The sequence below is a fragment of the Luteimonas saliphila genome, from assembly GCF_016774335.1.
Classification (GTDB): domain Bacteria; phylum Pseudomonadota; class Gammaproteobacteria; order Xanthomonadales; family Xanthomonadaceae; genus Luteimonas; species Luteimonas saliphila.
The window spans coordinates 140,237-156,411 of the sequence record NZ_JAETWA010000045.1; the positions used below are offsets into that span (position 1 = coordinate 140,237).

15 protein-coding genes are annotated in these 16,175 nt (G+C 70.0%); 10 read left to right on the forward strand and 5 right to left on the reverse strand.

Annotated features, from left to right (window positions below):
* Window positions 1–531 carry a DUF2231 domain-containing protein gene (locus JMO03_RS15715; protein ID WP_202844688.1) on the forward strand — a complete coding sequence of 177 codons (531 nt, stop codon included), beginning with the start codon at window positions 1–3 and terminating at the stop codon, window positions 529–531.
* On the opposite strand, the gene JMO03_RS15720 is transcribed toward JMO03_RS15715, so the two are convergent.
* A complete protein-coding gene (locus tag JMO03_RS15720) occupies window positions 471–995 on the reverse strand; it encodes a CopD family protein (RefSeq protein ID WP_337926433.1) in 525 nt (174 codons plus the stop codon). The genes JMO03_RS15715 and JMO03_RS15720 overlap by 61 nt on opposite strands.
* Before the next feature lie 27 nt (window positions 996–1,022).
* Between JMO03_RS15720 and JMO03_RS15725 the strand changes: the two genes are divergently transcribed.
* Window positions 1,023–1,916: a cytochrome c oxidase assembly protein gene (locus JMO03_RS15725; protein WP_202844690.1), complete on the forward strand. Its 894-nt coding sequence runs from the start codon at window positions 1,023–1,025 to the stop codon at window positions 1,914–1,916.
* 34 nt (window positions 1,917–1,950) lie between these two features.
* On the opposite strand, the gene JMO03_RS15730 is transcribed toward JMO03_RS15725, so the two are convergent.
* Window positions 1,951–2,487: a hypothetical protein gene (locus JMO03_RS15730; protein ID WP_202844691.1), complete on the reverse strand. Its 537-nt coding sequence runs from the start codon at window positions 2,485–2,487 to the stop codon at window positions 1,951–1,953.
* Between the two features lie 214 nt (window positions 2,488–2,701).
* Here JMO03_RS15730 and JMO03_RS15735 point away from each other — a divergent pair, with 214 nt between their 5' ends.
* From JMO03_RS15735 to JMO03_RS15770, 8 genes are all read left to right on the forward strand, one after another.
* Window positions 2,702–3,784, forward strand: coding sequence for a PQQ-dependent sugar dehydrogenase (locus JMO03_RS15735; RefSeq protein ID WP_202844692.1), 1,083 nt, complete (start codon window positions 2,702–2,704; stop codon window positions 3,782–3,784).
* 68 nt (window positions 3,785–3,852) lie between these two features.
* A complete protein-coding gene (guaB, locus tag JMO03_RS15740; RefSeq protein ID WP_202844693.1) occupies window positions 3,853–5,310 on the forward strand; it encodes an IMP dehydrogenase in 1,458 nt (485 codons plus the stop codon).
* Window positions 5,311–5,440: 130 nt separating this feature from the next.
* On the forward strand, window positions 5,441–6,073 hold the full coding sequence (locus JMO03_RS15745; RefSeq protein WP_202844694.1) for a LysE family translocator: 633 nt from the start codon (window positions 5,441–5,443) through the stop codon (window positions 6,071–6,073).
* A gap of 37 nt (window positions 6,074–6,110) precedes the next feature.
* Complete coding sequence (gene guaA / locus JMO03_RS15750) at window positions 6,111–7,676, forward strand: glutamine-hydrolyzing GMP synthase (RefSeq protein WP_202844695.1); 1,566 nt, start codon at window positions 6,111–6,113, stop codon at window positions 7,674–7,676.
* Window positions 7,677–7,734: 58 nt separating this feature from the next.
* Window positions 7,735–8,235, forward strand: a complete 501-nt coding sequence (locus tag JMO03_RS15755) for a hypothetical protein (RefSeq protein ID WP_202844696.1) — start codon at window positions 7,735–7,737, stop codon at window positions 8,233–8,235.
* Window positions 8,236–8,623: 388 nt separating this feature from the next.
* Complete coding sequence (locus tag JMO03_RS15760) at window positions 8,624–9,610, forward strand: aldo/keto reductase (RefSeq protein WP_202844697.1); 987 nt, start codon at window positions 8,624–8,626, stop codon at window positions 9,608–9,610.
* A 14-nt stretch (window positions 9,611–9,624) separates the two neighbouring features.
* Entirely contained in the window at window positions 9,625–10,140 is a 516-nt protein-coding gene (tadA, locus tag JMO03_RS15765) for a tRNA adenosine(34) deaminase TadA (protein WP_202844698.1), read from the forward strand.
* Between the two features lie 340 nt (window positions 10,141–10,480).
* Complete coding sequence (locus JMO03_RS15770) at window positions 10,481–10,969, forward strand: NUDIX hydrolase (RefSeq protein WP_202844699.1); 489 nt, start codon at window positions 10,481–10,483, stop codon at window positions 10,967–10,969.
* A 17-nt stretch (window positions 10,970–10,986) separates the two neighbouring features.
* Here JMO03_RS15770 and JMO03_RS15775 read toward each other — a convergent pair whose 3' ends face one another.
* From JMO03_RS15775 to JMO03_RS15785, 3 genes are all read right to left on the reverse strand, one after another.
* Window positions 10,987–12,084 carry an efflux RND transporter periplasmic adaptor subunit gene (locus JMO03_RS15775; protein ID WP_202844700.1) on the reverse strand — a complete coding sequence of 366 codons (1,098 nt, stop codon included), beginning with the start codon at window positions 12,082–12,084 and terminating at the stop codon, window positions 10,987–10,989.
* A gap of 21 nt (window positions 12,085–12,105) precedes the next feature.
* Window positions 12,106–15,186, reverse strand: coding sequence for an efflux RND transporter permease subunit (locus JMO03_RS15780; RefSeq protein WP_202844701.1), 3,081 nt, complete (start codon window positions 15,184–15,186; stop codon window positions 12,106–12,108).
* 134 nt (window positions 15,187–15,320) lie between these two features.
* Window positions 15,321–16,124 (reverse strand): LytR/AlgR family response regulator transcription factor, encoded by an 804-nt coding sequence (locus tag JMO03_RS15785; protein ID WP_202844702.1) that lies wholly within the window; start codon window positions 16,122–16,124, stop codon window positions 15,321–15,323.
* Between the last annotated feature and the right edge of the window lie 51 nt (window positions 16,125–16,175).

The window sequence follows — 16,175 nt, forward strand, 5'->3', positions numbered from 1 at the left end:
ATGCGCAAGACGCTCCAACAACCGGTGCCCGAGCAACGCAGTCCGACGGTGGCCAGCCGCATGGCGATCAAGCGCCATCCGCTGCATCCGATCCTCGTCGTGTACCCGGTGACCTGCCTGAGCCTGATCCTGCCCGCGGACGTGGCATACCTGTGGAGCGACGACGGGTTCTGGGCGCAGGCGGCCTGGTGGCTCAACGTCGTCGGGCTCGGCATGGGCCTGCTGGCGGCCGCGGTGGGCATCTGCGACATGTTCCTGATCCGCGTGGCGCGGCGGCACGTCTCGGTCTGGAACCACTTCGTCGCGGGGGTCATGCTGCTGGCGCTCGCGGCGCTGGGCGTGTGGCTGCGTGCCGCGGATCCGGCCGCGGTCTGGCCCTGGGCGCTGTTGCAGTCGGCGTTGACGCTGCTGATGGTGGTGGTGGTGGGCTGGCTCGGCGGCACGTTGACCTTCGGCCACGGCATCGGCGTCTACGGCCACCGCCCGCGCTCGGATCCGTCGGACGCCGACGACGAGGCGCTCGAGGAATGAGGCTCGCCGGTAGCGGTCGCCGTGCCCGGCGGCGGCAGGTCGCCGACGCTGCGCGGCTTGGCCCCGGTGAGCGCGGCGATCGCGAGCAGCAGCACCAGCGGTGCCCAGCCCAGCAACCGGGGCAGCAGGAAGGCGCCGCGTGCGCGGCGGCCGCGCCCCAGTGCGTAAAGGTGCACGCCCAGCCACAGGTGCAGCAGTACCAGCCCGGTCACCAGCCCGAGCTTGGCCACCAGCCATCCGCTGGGCTCGATCCACGGGATCAGGCCCATGCCGAACGCGATCGTGAGCACGCCCGCCGGCGTGGCGATCCGGAAAAAGAGGCGATTGGCCACGGGATTGAAGAAGTCCGCGCGCCCGTCGCGCGTGCCGCGCACGCGCGCCGAGAACAGGCGTGCGAGCAGGAACAGCCCGGTGAACCAGACCGCCATCGCGGCGATGTGGGCGACCTTCAGCCAGAACAGCACGCGACCGCCTCCATGCCGGGTACGCGAATGCCCGCACGCACGCGCGTCGCCGCGATCGTCGCGTCCGCCTCGCTGGCGCCGGCGTCGGCGGCCGCGCACAGCGTGACGGACGGACCACCGGAGTGGCATTCCGCCTGGACGCTGTCGCCGTGGGGCCTGGTGCCGCTGCTGGTCTTCGCCACTGCGTACGCGACTGGCGTCTGGCGGCTGTGGCGGGGTGGCCACGCAGGACGGGGGATAAGCCGGGTGGAAGTCGGCGCGTCCCTTGCCGGGCTGCTTGCACTGCTGCTGGCGACGGTCTGGCCCTTCGATGCGCTCGGGGAATGGTCGCTGGCGGCGCACATGGCCCAGCACATGCTGCTGCTGGCGGTGGCGCCGCCACTGCTGCTGGCCGCACGACCGTGGGCCGCCCTGGCCGCCGCGCTGCCGCCGCGGTGGTCGCGCGCGTTGCATCGGCTGTCGATGGCCGGGCGGACTCGCGTCGTACAGTCGCTGGCGGCGGCCACGGCCGCGAACGTCGCGGTCATGGCGGGCTGGCACGTGCCGGCGGCGCTCTCGCTCGCGCTGCGCAGCGAGGCCGTGCACTGGATGATGCATGCCAGCTTCCTGCTCGCCGGCCTCTGGCTCTGGACGCTGCTGTGGCAGCGCCTGCGCGACGATGCGCGTGGCGCGCTGGCGGGTACCGTGGCGGTCGTGGTGGTCATGATGCAGATGGGCTTCGTCGGCGCTCTGTTGACCTTCTCGGGCCGGGTCCTGTATCCGTTCTACGCCGAACGTGCGCCGCAGGTGGGCATCGACGCGCTGGTCGACCAACAGCTCGCCGGACTCGTGATGTGGGTGCCGGCGAGCCTGCCGTACCTGGCGGGCGCGCTATGGCTGCTTGCGCGGGAACTGCGCAGGCCCGGCAGGCGGGTGCGCTGAGCGCAGGCCGCCTCGAGGCCGGACCGGGCGCGCGTCAACCGCCTGCAACCCGGCCCGCCCGCACGTCCTTCTCCCGAAGGGGTGCATGGGGATCGATGCGCGATCCGGCAGGTGACGCGAGGTTGCGGGTCATCAGCGCGAACAGCAGTCCGGCGAGCGCGCCGCCCCCCGCCATCCAGAAGTTGGCGCTGGCATCCCGGCTCGCGCCGACCAGCAAGGCCACCGGCGAGAGGTGGTTGACCAGCGGAATCGCGGCGAGGATCGCCAGATACCCGCCCACGACGAACAGCGCCAGCCGCGCGGCAGGGACGCTGCGCGCAACGAACCACGCCACCGCGAAGGCCACCAGCAGTGCGGGCGCCGCGATGTAACCGCCATAGGTCGGGGTGAAACCGCTGAAGACGTCGCGCGCCATGGTGGACGCACGCACCTGGTTCACATCGACGCCGAGCGACGCCAGCGCCTGCAGGTTGTAGTGCGACTGCACCAGCGACGCCCACACCGTCGCGGAGATGATCGCGACCACGAAAGCCGGCAGTGCGCGAAGCCACTGGTTGCCGTTGTTCTTCACGGTGGCGTCTCCGGCATTGTGAGGAAATTGCGGAGTCGAAGCGAGTTCGCACGCAACGTATCCCGCTCGACCATTCTCCCGCGGACACGGTGGAGGTCCGGTGATGACAAACCCGATTGCAGTACGCACGAATGCGAGTGAATCCGCGAAGATCCCTGGCGCCGCGGAGGGAGGAAACTTCGCGAGGCAATGGCTCTTGTTTCCGTTGTGCGCAGTGCTGGCCCTCGCAATCCTTTTCCCGGCACCCGCGATGGCGCAGGACTACCGCGTCGAAACCGTCGCCACCGGCCTGGAGAAGCCGTGGTCGATCGCGTTCCTGCCCGATGGTCGGATGCTGGTGACGGAACATCCCGGACGCCTGCGCGTGATCGAGAACGGCAGGCTCGTCGACGAACCTGTCGCCGGCGTGCCGCCGGTGTTCAACTCGGGGCAGGCCGGCCTGTTCGAAGTGCTGCCGGCGCAGGATTTCGCCGACAGCGGCGTGCTCTACCTGTCGTTCGCGCACGGCACCGACGACGCCAACCACACCCGGATCGTGCGCGCCGTGTTCGATGGACGCAGCCTGAGCGAGGTCGAGCCGGTCTTCACCACCACGCCGGCGAAATCGGGCGACGCGCATGCCGGCGGGCGGATGCTGTGGATGCCGGACGGGACCCTGCTGCTCAGCCTGGGCGACGGGTTCTTCTTCCGCGAGGAGCCGCAGAAGCTCGACAGCCACATGGGCAGCATCGTGCGCATCAATGCCGACGGCAGCGTGCCGCAGGACAACCCGTTCGTCGGCCGCGACGGCGCGCTTCCCGAGATCTACAGCTATGGGCATCGCCACGTGCAGGGACTTGTGCTGGTCGACGGCCAGCTCTACGCGCACGAGCACGGCCCGCGCGGCGGAGACGAGATCAACCTGATCCGGCCCGGCCGCAACTACGGCTGGCCGGTGATCACCTACGGCCGCGACTACAGCCGCGCCCTGATCTCGCCGTTCACCGAGCGCGAGGGCATGGAACAGCCGCTGTGGCAGTGGACGCCGTCGATCGCGCCCGCCGGGCTCGCGTTCTACGACGCCGGGCTGTTCCCGCAGTGGCGCGGCAGCCTGCTGGTGGCCGCGCTGGCGGAGGAGAGCCTGCGCCGGGTGGAGCTGGTCGACGGCGTTCCGGGGCGGCAGGAGGTGCTGCTCGCGGAACTGGGCCAGCGCATGCGCGACGTGCGCGTGGGGCCCGACGGTGCGGTGTACCTGGTCACCGACGAGGATGCCGGCCGCCTGCTGCGGCTGGTGCCGGCCGGGGCGGGAGAGGGCTGATCCGGGCATCCGGTTGCCGTGGCGGCGCGGTATAATGCCGCGCTTCCCCACCGATCCCGGGACTGCCGATGCTCCGCATCCAGGCTGAAGCACTGACGTACGACGACGTTTCCCTCGTCCCCGCGCATTCCACCGTCCTGCCCAAGGACGTCTCGCTCGCCACCCGGCTCACGAAATCCCTGCGCCTGAACCTGCCGATCGTCTCGGCGGCGATGGACACCGTGACCGAAGCCCGGCTGGCCATCGCCATGGCCCAGCTCGGCGGCATCGGCATCGTCCACAAGAACCTGTCCGCCGAACGCCAGGCCGCCGAGGTGCAGCAGGTCAAGAACTTCGAGGCCGGGGTGATCCGCGAGCCGTTCACGGTCAGCCCCGAGACCACCATCGGCGAGGTGCTCAAGCTCACCCGTGCGCGCCGCATCTCCGGCGTGCCGGTGGTCGACGAAGGCCGCCTGGTCGGCATCGTCACCGGCCGCGACATGCGCTTCGAGAAGAAGCTCGACGATCCGGTCCGCAACATCATGACCAAGAAGGACCGCCTGGTCACGGTGCGCGAAGGCGCCAGCGACGACGAGGTCATCGGCCTGCTGCACAGGCACCGCATCGAGAAGGTGCTGGTGGTCAACGATGCCTTCGAGCTGCGTGGACTGATCACGGTCAAGGACATCCAGAAGAAGTCCGACAACCCCAACGCCGCCTACGACGCCGACGAGCAACTGCTGGTCGGCGCCGCGGTCGGCGTGGGCGGCGACACCGAACACCGCATCGAGCTGCTGGTCGCCGCCGGGGTGGACGTGGTGGTCGTGGACACGGCGCACGGCCATTCGCAGGGCGTGCTCGACCGCGTGGCCTGGGTCAAGAAGACGTTCCCGGATCTGCAGGTGGTCGCCGGCAACATCGTCAGCGGCGATGCCGCGCTGGCGTTGATGGATGCCGGTGCCGACGCGGTGAAGGTCGGCGTGGGACCGGGTTCGATCTGCACCACGCGCATGGTCGCCGGCGTCGGTGTGCCGCAGGTGACCGCGGTGTCGATGGTGGCCGAGGCGCTGCAGGACCGCATCCCGCTGATCGCCGACGGCGGCATCCGCTATTCCGGCGACCTGGGCAAGGCGTTGGCGGCCGGCGCATCCACGATCATGATCGGCGGCCTGTTCGCCGGCACCGAGGAATCGCCGGGCGAGACCGAGCTGTTCCAGGGCCGCAGCTACAAGAGCTACCGCGGCATGGGCTCGCTGGGGGCGATGGAGAAGGGCAGCAAGGACCGCTATTTCCAGGATGCCAGCGAGGCCGACAAGCTGGTGCCCGAAGGCATCGAGGGCCGGGTGCCGTACCGCGGGCCGCTCAGCGGCGTGGTGCACCAGCTCGCCGGCGGCCTGCGTGCGACGATGGGCTACGTCGGCTGCGCGAGCATCGAGGAGATGCGCAGGAAGCCGCAATTCGTGAAGGTCTCCGGCGCCGGGCAGCGCGAAAGCCACGTCCATGATGTGCAGATCACCAAGGAGCCGCCGAACTACCGGATGAGCTAGGCGCTCGCTCGCGCGCACCGCCCGGCCTGCGAAGACCGGCCCATCCGGCAGCATCACGCAGCAGCATCACGTCGTCGCCATCGATCACTGCCCGTCGACGCGGGCAGATCCATACCGGGAAGGGGACTCCATGCCAGAGCTGTCGAGCCTGATCGCGTTCTCCCTGATCGCGTTGGGCATGGTGCTGACGCCCGGTCCGAACATGGTCTACCTGGTCTCGCGATCGATCTGCCAGGGGCGCAACGCCGGCCTGGTGTCGCTCGCTGGCGTCGCGCTCGGGTTCGTGTTCTACATGCTGTGCGCCGCGGTCGGCATCACCGCGCTGGTCATGGCGGTTCCGTATGCCTACGACACGTTGAGGCTGGCGGGTGCGCTCTACCTGCTGTGGCTGGCCTGGCAGGCGATCCGCCCGGGCGGGCGTTCGCCGTTCGAGGTCAGGGCGCTGCGGGCCGACAGCCCGCGCAGGCTGTTCGCCATGGGCTTTCTCACCAACCTGCTCAATCCGAAGATCGCGGTGATGTACCTGTCGCTGCTGCCGCAGTTCATCGATCCCGCGCAGGGCGACGTGTTCGGCCAGACGCTGGCGCTGGGTACGGCGCAGATCGCCATCAGCGTCGCCGTGAACGCCGCCATCGTGTGCTGCGCCGGTGCGGTCGCGGCGCTGCTGGCGGGCCATCCGACGTGGGCCCGCATGCAGCGCTGGCTGATGGCCACCGTGCTGGCGGGCCTGGCGGTCAGGATGGCGACCGAGGCAAGACGTTGATCCCCACTTCTCCCGCGATTCCATCCGAACCCGCCGCATGACCGACATCCACAGCGACAAGATCCTGATCCTCGACTTCGGCGCGCAGTACACGCAACTGATCGCGCGCCGCATCCGCGAACTCGGGGTCTACTGCGAGATTTGGGCCTGGGACCATGATCCGGCGGAGATCGCGACGTTCGCGCCGAAGGGCATCATCCTCTCCGGCGGCCCGGAATCGACCACGCTGCCGGGCGCGCCCGCCGCGCCCCGGGAAGTGTTCGACTGCGGCCTGCCGCTGCTCGGCATCTGCTACGGCATGCAGACGATGGCGGCGCAGCTGGGCGGCGCCACCGAGGCCGCGGACCAGCGCGAGTTCGGCCATGCCGAAGTCGAGATCGTCTCGCCGGACGCGCTGTTCTCGGGGTTGACCGACCATCCGGGCAAGGCGCGGCTCAACGTCTGGATGAGCCATGGCGACCACGTCTCGCAGGTGCCGCCCGGATTCACCATCACCGCCGCCACCGATCGCATCCCGGTCGCCGCGATGGCGAACGAGGACCGGCGCTGGTACGGCGTGCAGTTCCATCCCGAAGTCACGCACACCCTGCAGGGGCAGACGCTGCTGCGGCGTTTCGCGGTGGACGTGTGCGGCTGCGCCACGCTGTGGACCGCGGCCCACATCATCGACGACCAGATCGCGCGCGTCCGCGAGCAGGTCGGTTCGGACGAGGTGGTGCTGGGCCTGTCCGGCGGCGTGGACTCGTCCGTGGTGGCCGCGCTGTTGCACAAGGCGATCGGCGACCAGCTGACCTGCGTGTTCGTCGACACCGGCCTGCTGCGCTGGCAGGAAGGCGACCAGGTGATGGCGATGTTCGCCGAGCACATGGGCGTCAGGGTGGTGCGCGTGGACGCCGCCGACCGTTACTTCGAAGCGCTCGCGGGCGTGGCCGATCCGGAGGCCAAGCGCAAGATCATCGGCAACCTGTTCGTCGAGATCTTCGAGGAGGAATCGGCGAAGCTGGCCAACGCGAAATGGCTGGCGCAGGGCACGATCTACCCCGATGTGATCGAATCGGCCGGCAGCCGCACCGGCAAGGCCCACGTGATCAAGAGCCACCACAACGTCGGCGGCCTGCCCGCGCACATGAAGCTCGGCCTGGTGGAGCCGCTGCGCGAGCTGTTCAAGGACGAGGTGCGTCGGTTGGGGGTCGAACTCGGCCTGCCGCGCACCATGGTCTACCGCCATCCGTTCCCGGGCCCTGGCCTGGGCGTGCGTATCCTCGGCGAGGTGCGGCGCGAGTACGCCGAGCTGCTGGCGAAGGCCGACGCGATCTTCATCGAGGAACTGCGCAAGGCCGACCTGTACGACAGGACCAGCCAGGCCTTCGCGGTGTTCCTGCCGGTGAAGTCCGTCGGCGTGGTCGGCGACGCACGCGCCTACGAGTGGGTGATCGCGCTGCGTGCGGTGGAGACCATCGACTTCATGACCGCGCACTGGGCGCATCTGCCTTACGACTTCCTCGGCACCGTGTCCAACCGCATCATCAACGAATTGCGCGGCATCTCGCGCGTGGTCTACGACATCTCGGGCAAGCCGCCCGCGACGATCGAGTGGGAGTAGGATCGCCTCGCGCCCGGGGGTGGGCGAAGCGGAATCGGGTGCAAGGGGAGGAGTGCGGATGGTAGGGAAACTGTTGGTCGTGGTCGTGGTGGCGATCGCTGCGCTGGTGGCTCACGAGAATGGGCGGACGATCGAGGAGGCCCATGTCCGGGAGTATTACCGGAGCCAGCTCGAGGCTTTGCGTGCTTTCGACGAGGAGGCCGTCTGCGCGGGCATCGCCGACGATTACAACCTCGAGGTGGTCGACCGCTCCGAAGGACAGCCGGGGAAAGCGACGCTGGACGGGCATGCGTCCTGTGAACTGAGCCGGAAGATGCTGAGGTTCATGGAGCAGATGTCCGGACAGACCGGGGGCCTGGTCACCATCGATATCAGCTACGACATCAGGTCGATCGTGATCGCCGCCGACGGCCGCAGTGCGACCGTGGAGGCGACGAGCACGGCCAAGCTCGGCGACATGCTGATCGGTCGTACCCGCGGCCGCGAGCAGCTCTCGCGTTCGTTCTGGCGCGTCAGGAGCCATGGCGGAGAAGCGCAGGTCTGGTCCTACGGTCGCTGACCCGGCTGCGGTTGCGGTGAAGTTCGACGAAACGCGATGACGCGATCTCGCACCACGGCCCGCGGCCCGCGGCGCGCTGCGAAGCGGCCGCGACACCGGGAGCGACCTGCATGCTGCCGATCAGGGTGCGGCAGCATGGGGCAGAGCGCCGGGCTTCCTAGCCTGTAGCGTGCCATCCCCAAGACGACGAGTCCTCTCGTGTCCGCAATCGCATGGAACGAAGTGCTGGCAGCCGATCGCGATTCATTTCGGGCTTGCGCAGGTCCGGATTGCGCCGCAGACGATAGAATCCATGGGAATGGACCCGAACCGATCCCCCGATGGCCGATCACGGACTGAGCGGGACATGTCTGGCAGCACGTCAGCGACAGCACCGGAGAACAACAGCATGCGCTCCAGACCTTTCGGCCGCACCGACCGCCACGTCGGCGAGATCGGCTTCGGCGCCTGGGCCATCGGCGCGGCCTGGGGCAAGGTGGACGATGCCGAGTCGGTTGCCGCGCTGCACGCGGCGCTCGACGCCGGGCTCGACTTCATCGATACCGCCGACGTCTACGGCGACGGCCATTCCGAGCGCCTGATCGCGCGGGTGCTGAAGGAGCGCGGTGGCGAACGCCCGTTCATCGCCACCAAGGTGGGGCGGCGGCTGCCGACCCAGGCCGTGGAGGGATACAGCGCGGCGAACCTCGAAGCGTGGGTCGACCGCAACCTGCAGAACCTCGGCACCGACTGCCTCGACCTGGTCCAGTTGCACTGCCCGCCGACCGACGCCTACTACCATCCGGAGATCTTCGAGCGCATGGACCGGCTGGTCGAGCGCGGCAAGCTGCGCCACTACGGCGTGAGCGTCGAGCGCGTGGAAGAGGCGCTGAAGGCGATCGAATATCCGGGCGTGCAGAGCGTGCAGATCATCTACAACATGTTCCGTCAGCGGCCCGCCGACCTGTTCTTCCGCGAAGCGAAGCGCCGCGGCGTGGCGGTGGTCGTGCGCGTGCCGCTGGCCAGCGGCCTGCTCAGCGGCAAGTTCGACGCGCAGACGCAGTTCGAGGCCGACGACCATCGCCGCTTCAACCGCCACGGCGAAGCCTTCGACGTCGGCGAGACTTTCGCCGGCGTGCCGTACGAGATCGGTCTGGCCGCGGTAGAGAAGCTGCGGCCGCTGGTGCCGGAAGGCGCCACCATGGCGCAGCTCGCGCTGCGCTGGATCCTGATGGACGAAGCGGTGACCGTGGTCATCCCCGGCGCGCGCAATCCCCGGCAGGCCCTGGGCAATCTGGCCGCCGCGGAGCTCCCGGCGCTGGCCGATGCGACGATGAAGGAGATCGCGCGCATCTACGATGAGGACATCCGGCCCCACGTCCACCAGCGCTGGTGACGGGCACGCCTACCATGAACGGATCGCCTGACGGTCCTTCCGCTCCGGACGATGCCGGGGCCAGCCTCGACGAGCGCTGGATGCGCCATGCGTTCGCGCTGGCCGAGCGCGCCGAGCGCGAGTTCGACGAGATTCCCGTCGGCGCTGTGCTCGTGGGTGCGGACGGCCGCCTGCTCGGCGAGGGCTGGAACCGCAATCTCGCCGACCATGATCCGACGGCGCACGCGGAGATCGTCGCGATGCGCGCGGCAGGAATCGCACTGGGCAATCACCGGCTGGTGGGAAGTACGCTGTACGTGAGCCTCGAACCCTGCGCGATGTGCGCGATGGCGCTGGTGCACGCGCGGGTCGCGCGCCTGGTCTATGGTGCCGCCGATCCCAAGACCGGCGCCTGCGGCAGCGTGTTCGACCTCATCGCGGACCCGCGCCACAACCATCGCATCGCCGTTCGGGGCGGGGTGTTGGGCGACGAGGCCGGGCGCCGACTGAGCAACTACTTCCGCGCCAAGCGCGGCAGGCCACCCTTGTAGGAGCGGCTTCAGCCGCGACGGAAGTTGCCGGGCCGTGTCTTTCACAACGTGCCGTTTCCGGGTGCGCCGAGTTTCCCGGTCGTGCCTGAAGACGCTGCTGCAGGGGCCGGCTCGTATGGGAGTACGTGCGGGTGCGATATCTTCCTTCTGATCGGGCGAACTCCCGGAGCGTCGCCCCGGATGACGCGTCCGTGGGACGGTGGGATCGGGACGACGCGTGAAACGCGACCTGCCCCCCCGTGGTTCGTAGACGCGTTGAATATGGAGTCCGCGGTCCCGTTCGCCGCGCAGGCCCCGCGCCGTTACCATGCGCGGTTCGTGCTCCGCAGGATCGTCGCGCATGCCCTATACCCCGATCGTCGCCACCCTGGGATACGTGCTCTCGGCGGATCGCCGCAAGGTGCTGATGGTCCATCGCAACGCGCGCCCGGACGACCACCAGCTCGGCAAGTACAACGGCCTGGGCGGCAAGCTCGAAGCCGACGAGGACGTGGTCGCGGGCATGCGCCGGGAGATCTGCGAGGAAGCGGGAATCGACTGCGAGGCGATGTCGCTGCGCGGCACGATCAGCTGGCCGGGTTTCGGCAGGCATGGCGAGGACTGGCTGGGCTTCGTGTTCGTGATCACGGGCTACCGCGGCGAGCCGTTCGCGTCGAACCCGGAAGGCACACTGGAATGGGTGGAGGTGGCGCGGATCCTGGAGCTGCCGCTGTGGGAGGGCGACCGCCACTTCCTGCCACTGGTGTTCGACGACGATCCGCGCGCCTTCCACGGGGTGATGCCGTACCGCGACGGCAGGATGGTGTCGTGGCAGGTGTCCAGGATCTGAGTCATCCACGCTCGGCGTCAGCGCAGCGCGACGGCGTCCGCCAGCGGCTGGATGCTCAACGCCTGGCCAGGCTCGATCCGTTCCGCGCCGCGGACCACCAGGCGGTCGCCGGGCGCGATGTCCCCGCTGACCTCGATCATGCCGTCGATTTCGTCGCCGGCCAGCACCGGCAGGCGTTCGGCTCTGTTGGCCGCGTTGGCGCGCACCACGAAGTCGCCTTCGCGCCGCAGCACGAGCGCATCGCGCGGCACCGCCACCACGCTGCGCGGTTGTGCGCTCGGCAGGCCCACGGTCAACGCGCTGCCCACGGGCAATACATCCGCGTCGATCGCGATCCGCAGCTCCACCTGGCGCGAAGCCTCGTCGCCGACCGGCACCAGCGCGCTGACGCGCGCCTCGCGTTCCGCGTCTCCATCGCGCAGGCGTACCGCCGCGCCCGGTGCGAGGTGGCGAACCAGCGCCACGGGCGCGTGGGTCCGCACTTCCAGTGCCCCGGTGTCGACCACGCGCGCGACCGGCGCGCCCGGCTGCAGGTATTCGCCCGGCTGCGCCAGGCGTTGCGCGACCACGCCGTCGAACGGCGCGCGCACCTGCATCCGCGAGCGCTGGTGGCGGATGCGCTCCAGCTGGGCCCGTGCGCGCGCCAGGTCCTGCACCAGCACGTCGCGATCGGCGCGCTGCTGCTCGTATTGCGCTTGCGCCACGCTGCGTAGTCCAGCCAGCGTGGCGAAACGCCGTTCCTGTGCCTGCGCCAGATCCAGCTGCGCCTGTACGCGGGCGACCAATGATGCGCTTTCGCGCTCCTCCAGCCGCAGCGCGGCATCGTCGAGCGCGGCGAGCGACTGCCCGGCGCGTACGCGCGCGCCCACTTCGACACTGCTCAGTACGCGACCGGCCACGTCCGCCGCCACCCGCGCATCGTTGCGGCTGACCACGCTGCCCGGGGTCCAGTGGTACGGACGGAACTCGGCGCGCACCGCGGGCGCGACGCTGACGACGGCGGGCGGCGTTTTGCGCGTGGGCGTCGGCTCGTCGTCGGCGAAGCCCTGACGCAGGGAGAGGAGGAGTGTGCCGGCGAGGAGGCTGGCGAGCAGGGCGGCATGCACGGGACGCATGGGAATCTCCGGGGAAAGTGCTCAGGCGGGTGCCTGGACGAGGGCGGCATCGGCGGCGGAACGGCGTGGCGCGCGCGCCGCGGCCAGGCGCATCAGGGCGGGCACCAGCACCACCGTGAACAGCAGGCTCAAGGCCACGCCGCCGACGGACACTGCGGCCAGGCCGCGGTAGATCACCGCGCCGGGTCCGGGGTTGACGGCCATCGGCAGTGCGCCGAGTACGCCGGTGAGTGCGGCGATCAGGATCGGACGCAGGCGCTGGTCGAGCGCCTGGCGCAGGGCGTCTTCGAGCGACGCGCCGGTGGCCTGCGCCTCGCGTGCCTGCGCCACCAGCAGGATGGCGTTGTTGATCACCATGCCCAGCAGCAGGATGAAACCGATCATCGACAGCAGGTCGAGCGTCTGCCCTGCCGCCAGGTCCAGCATCCGCAGGCCGGCGACGCCGCCGAGCAGCGCCAGCGGCAGGGTCGCCATCACCACCGCGCTGTCGCGCAGCGAGCGGAACATCGCCGTCATCAGCATGAACAGCACCAGCAGGGCGATGGCGAAATTGGTCGCCATGTTGCCGACCACCTGGTCCAGACGATCGGCGCTGCCCGACACGCGCACGGTGGCGTCCGCGGGCAGCGCTCCGCGCAGCGCCGGCACGATCTCGTCGTCGACGATGCGCAGCGCCTGTTCCAGCGACATCGCCTGCGGCGGATCGACGGTGAGGGTGACGGTGCGGCGACGGTCGATGCGGCGCAATTGGTTGGGTGCGATCACCGTGTCCACGCGCGCCAGTTCGCCCAGCGCGAGTACTCCACCGAGAGGCGTGGCCAGCGGTGCGGCATCGAAACGGCCGGCATCTGCCTGCTCGCCGCGCAGGATGATCGCCAGGCGCCGCTCGCCGTCGAAGTGCTCGCCCAGCCACTGGCCCTCGCCGAGCGCGCGGACGATCGTGGCCAGTTCGCTGCGCTGCCATCCGGATTCGGCCAGGCGCCGGTCGTCCGGGCTGATCCGCAGCTCCGGCGTGCCCGCGTCCACGTTGGGGAAGGACTGGACGTTGGCGCCAGGGAAGCGGTCGCCCAGCGCGCGCCGGCACGCTTCCGCGGCACGGGCCAGGGCTTCGCCATCGCCGTGCTGCAGGTGGATCGCGATGGCCCGCGCCGAGCCGCCGAAGCCACCGAACAGTTCGCCCTCGCTGGCGAAGGCGCGGGTGTCGGGAAAGCCGGTGACGATCTCGTCGCGGACGATGCGCTCGAGTTCGCCGATGTCCGCGGGATCGACCACCCGCGCGCCCAGCGTGCCGCCGCCGGGCCACAGGTTCAGGTACCAGTTGCTGAGCTGCGGACTTCGCTCGCCGTCCAGATAGGGGCGCATGCGCTGCAGCAGCACCGGCGCGATTTCCCGGTCGACGCGTGCCGGACTCATACCGGGCGGGAAGGTGAAGAAGGCATCGACCGCGGCGCGCTTGACCGGCGGCAGGTAGTCGATCTGGGGCATCAGCAATACCGCCAGCAGCAACGGCGCCGGCACCAGCGCCATCACCCACGCCCATTGCCGGCGGCGGGTGGCGGTGGTGCGCAGCGCCCAGTCGCCGATCCGGCTCCAGCCCTGGCGTTGCCGGTCGCGCGGGCGCGTGCGCAGCCAGGTCCCGGCCGCTGCCGGCAGCACCGTCACCGCGACCAGCAGCGAGAGACCCACCGCGATCGAGATCGTCAGCGCCAGGTCCGCGAACAGCTGCCCTTCCACGTCCTGCATGAAGATCACCGGCAGGAACACCGCCACCGTGGTCAGCGTGGAAGCGACCAGCGCGCCGCCGACCTGGTGCGTCCCCTCGAGCGCCGCGCGCGGCGCCGGCACGCCCTGCTCGCGCAGGCGCACGATGTTCTCGGCGACCACCACCGCGGCATCCATCACCATGCCCACTGCGAACGCGAGGCCGGCGAGCGAGATCACGTTGAGGCTGCGCCCGGTGAGCTGCAGCACGATGAAGGTCGCCAGCAGGCAAATCGGGATCGCACAGGCGATCAGCCCGGTGGCACGCGCGTCGCGCAGGAACCACCACAGGCAACCGACCGCCAGCAGCATGCCGGCCAGCAGGCTGCCCGAGAGCAGGCCGATGGCGCGGTGGATGAACACCGAGGCGTCGAAACTCTGCGCGATGTCCAGGCCCAGCGGCAGCAGCTCGTCCTCGCGCAGCCCGGCGACCACGCGCTTGACCTCGTCCAGCGTCGCCAGCACGTTGGCGTCGTGGGTGCGCAGGATGCGCAGTCCGATCGCCGGATTGCCGTTCTGATAGGCGAAGAAGCGCTGTTCGGGACGCTTCACCTCGACCGTCGCGACATCGGCCAGGCGCACCGGGCGTCCGTCTCGCCAGGCCAGGATCAGTTCGCCCATCGCGTCCGGCGAATAGCGGCCGGCGAAGCGCAGCACGTATTCGCGGCGCCCGGCCTCGACCACGCCGCCCGAGACATCGGTGGCGCGCGCCGCGACCGCGGCCACGTCCGGCACCCGGATGTCCATCGCGGCCGCGCGCGCCAGGTCGAGGGTGATGGTGAGCTCCTCCGGCGCGCCGCCGTTGATCGCCACCCCGGCCACGCCCTCCACCGAGGTCAGGCGCGGGACGATGCGGTCCTCGATCATCTGCCGGTAGTCGCGGATGTCGCCCGGCGTGCCCGGCAGCTTCTGCACGAAGAAGTAGGTGAGCGAATCGTTGGCGTTGTCGGCCCCGGCCTGGACCACCGGCGGGGTCGCGTCGCGCGGCAGCGGCGGTAGCCGGTTCATGCGTGCCAGCACGTCCACCAGCATCGCGTCCATGTCGCTGCCGATCGCGAAGGTCAGGTTGATCGCGCTGAAACCGGTGCCGACGTTGGAGGCGATCTCCTCCAGGCCGGGGAGTCCCTGCAGCACGGTTTCGATGGGTTCGACGATCTCGGACTCCATCTCCTGCGGCGACGCCGCGCGCCAGAGCGTCTGGATCGACATCTGCGGCCGCTCGATGTCCGGGAACAGCTGCAGCGGCAGCTTGCCGAGGCTGAGCAGGCCGAAGGCGCAGACCAGCGCCACGACCACCGCGACGGCGGCCGGGTTGCGCAGCGAGGCTTCGGTGAGTTTCATCGGCGCTCCACGCGAGGATCGGCGGAGCGCAAGATGCGCCCGCATCGGCCGCCGGCGATGGCCCGGAAGTCATGCGGCCGCCGGTTCTGCGACGAGGCGTTGCGATCCCGCGACGAGGCGCGGCGATCGGGCGATCAGAGCAGGATCGAGAGCTTGTCGCGATGGCTGCGCGAGAGCTTGAGTTCCTGGCCGCAGTCGAGCCGCAGGAAGCTCTCGCCGTTGCTGTGCGGGCGCAACTCGACGACGCGGCTGGCGTTGACGATGGTCGAGCGGTGGATGCGCGGGAAGCGCTGCGAATCGAGCTGGCGTTCCAGCTCGCGCATCGTCGCGCGCAGCACCAGGGTTTCGCCGGCGCCGTCCTTGCCGTCGACGTGCAGGCACATGTAGTCGCCCGCGGCATCGATCCAGCGGATGCCGCGCAGGTCCACCCGGACGGTACGGTGACCATCGCGCACGGCCAGCCTTTCCTCGCGCCGCAGGCGATCGATCGCGTCGGGCAGCAGCGCCTGCTCGAGCCGTAGCGGCGCCCGCCCGCTCAGCTCGCCCAGCAGTTCCAGCAACTGGCCGCAATGGGCGCCGGCCTCGCGCTGGGCGCGGACCTCGCGTACGCGCGCGAGCGCCTGCGCCAGGCGGCTGTCCTCGACCGGCTTGAGCAGGTAGTCGGCCGCGGAAGCCTCGAAGGCGCGGATCGCATAGTGGTCGAACGCGGTCACGAACACGACCAGCGGCATCTCGCTGGCGGGGATGCGGCGCAGCGTCTCGAAGCCGTCCACGCCCGGCATCTGCACGTCCAGGAACACCAGGTCCGGCTGATCTTCGCGCAGGGCGGCCAGGGCCGATGCGCCATCGCCGTACTGGCCGACGATGTCGACGTCCGCATGCGCCTGCAGGCGGATCTCGAGCCCGCGCCGCGCCAGCGGTTCATCGTCGACGATCATCGTGCGCAGGCGCTGCGACGCGGGGATGGGGTTCGACGGCGCGCAATCCAC

What these genes read in the sequence shown, in the direction of transcription:
- JMO03_RS15725 (WP_202844690.1), top strand. Translation starts at nt 1,023, where the DNA reads ATGCCCGCACGCACGCGCGTCGCCGCGATCGTCGCGTCCGCCTCGCTG.
- JMO03_RS15770 (WP_202844699.1), top strand. Translation starts at nt 10,481, where the DNA reads ATGCCCTATACCCCGATCGTCGCCACCCTGGGATACGTGCTCTCGGCG.
- JMO03_RS15760 (WP_202844697.1), top strand. Translation starts at nt 8,624, where the DNA reads ATGCGCTCCAGACCTTTCGGCCGCACCGACCGCCACGTCGGCGAGATC.
- tadA (WP_202844698.1), top strand. Translation starts at nt 9,625, where the DNA reads ATGAACGGATCGCCTGACGGTCCTTCCGCTCCGGACGATGCCGGGGCC.
- guaA (WP_202844695.1), top strand. Translation starts at nt 6,111, where the DNA reads ATGACCGACATCCACAGCGACAAGATCCTGATCCTCGACTTCGGCGCG.
- JMO03_RS15780 (WP_202844701.1), bottom strand. Translation starts at nt 15,186, where the DNA reads ATGAAACTCACCGAAGCCTCGCTGCGCAACCCGGCCGCCGTCGCGGTG.
- JMO03_RS15745 (WP_202844694.1), top strand. Translation starts at nt 5,441, where the DNA reads ATGCCAGAGCTGTCGAGCCTGATCGCGTTCTCCCTGATCGCGTTGGGC.
- JMO03_RS15785 (WP_202844702.1), bottom strand. Translation starts at nt 16,124, where the DNA reads ATGATCGTCGACGATGAACCGCTGGCGCGGCGCGGGCTCGAGATCCGC.
- guaB (WP_202844693.1), top strand. Translation starts at nt 3,853, where the DNA reads ATGCTCCGCATCCAGGCTGAAGCACTGACGTACGACGACGTTTCCCTC.
- JMO03_RS15775 (WP_202844700.1), bottom strand. Translation starts at nt 12,084, where the DNA reads ATGCGTCCCGTGCATGCCGCCCTGCTCGCCAGCCTCCTCGCCGGCACA.
- JMO03_RS15715 (WP_202844688.1), top strand. Translation starts at nt 1, where the DNA reads ATGCGCAAGACGCTCCAACAACCGGTGCCCGAGCAACGCAGTCCGACG.
- JMO03_RS15755 (WP_202844696.1), top strand. Translation starts at nt 7,735, where the DNA reads ATGGTAGGGAAACTGTTGGTCGTGGTCGTGGTGGCGATCGCTGCGCTG.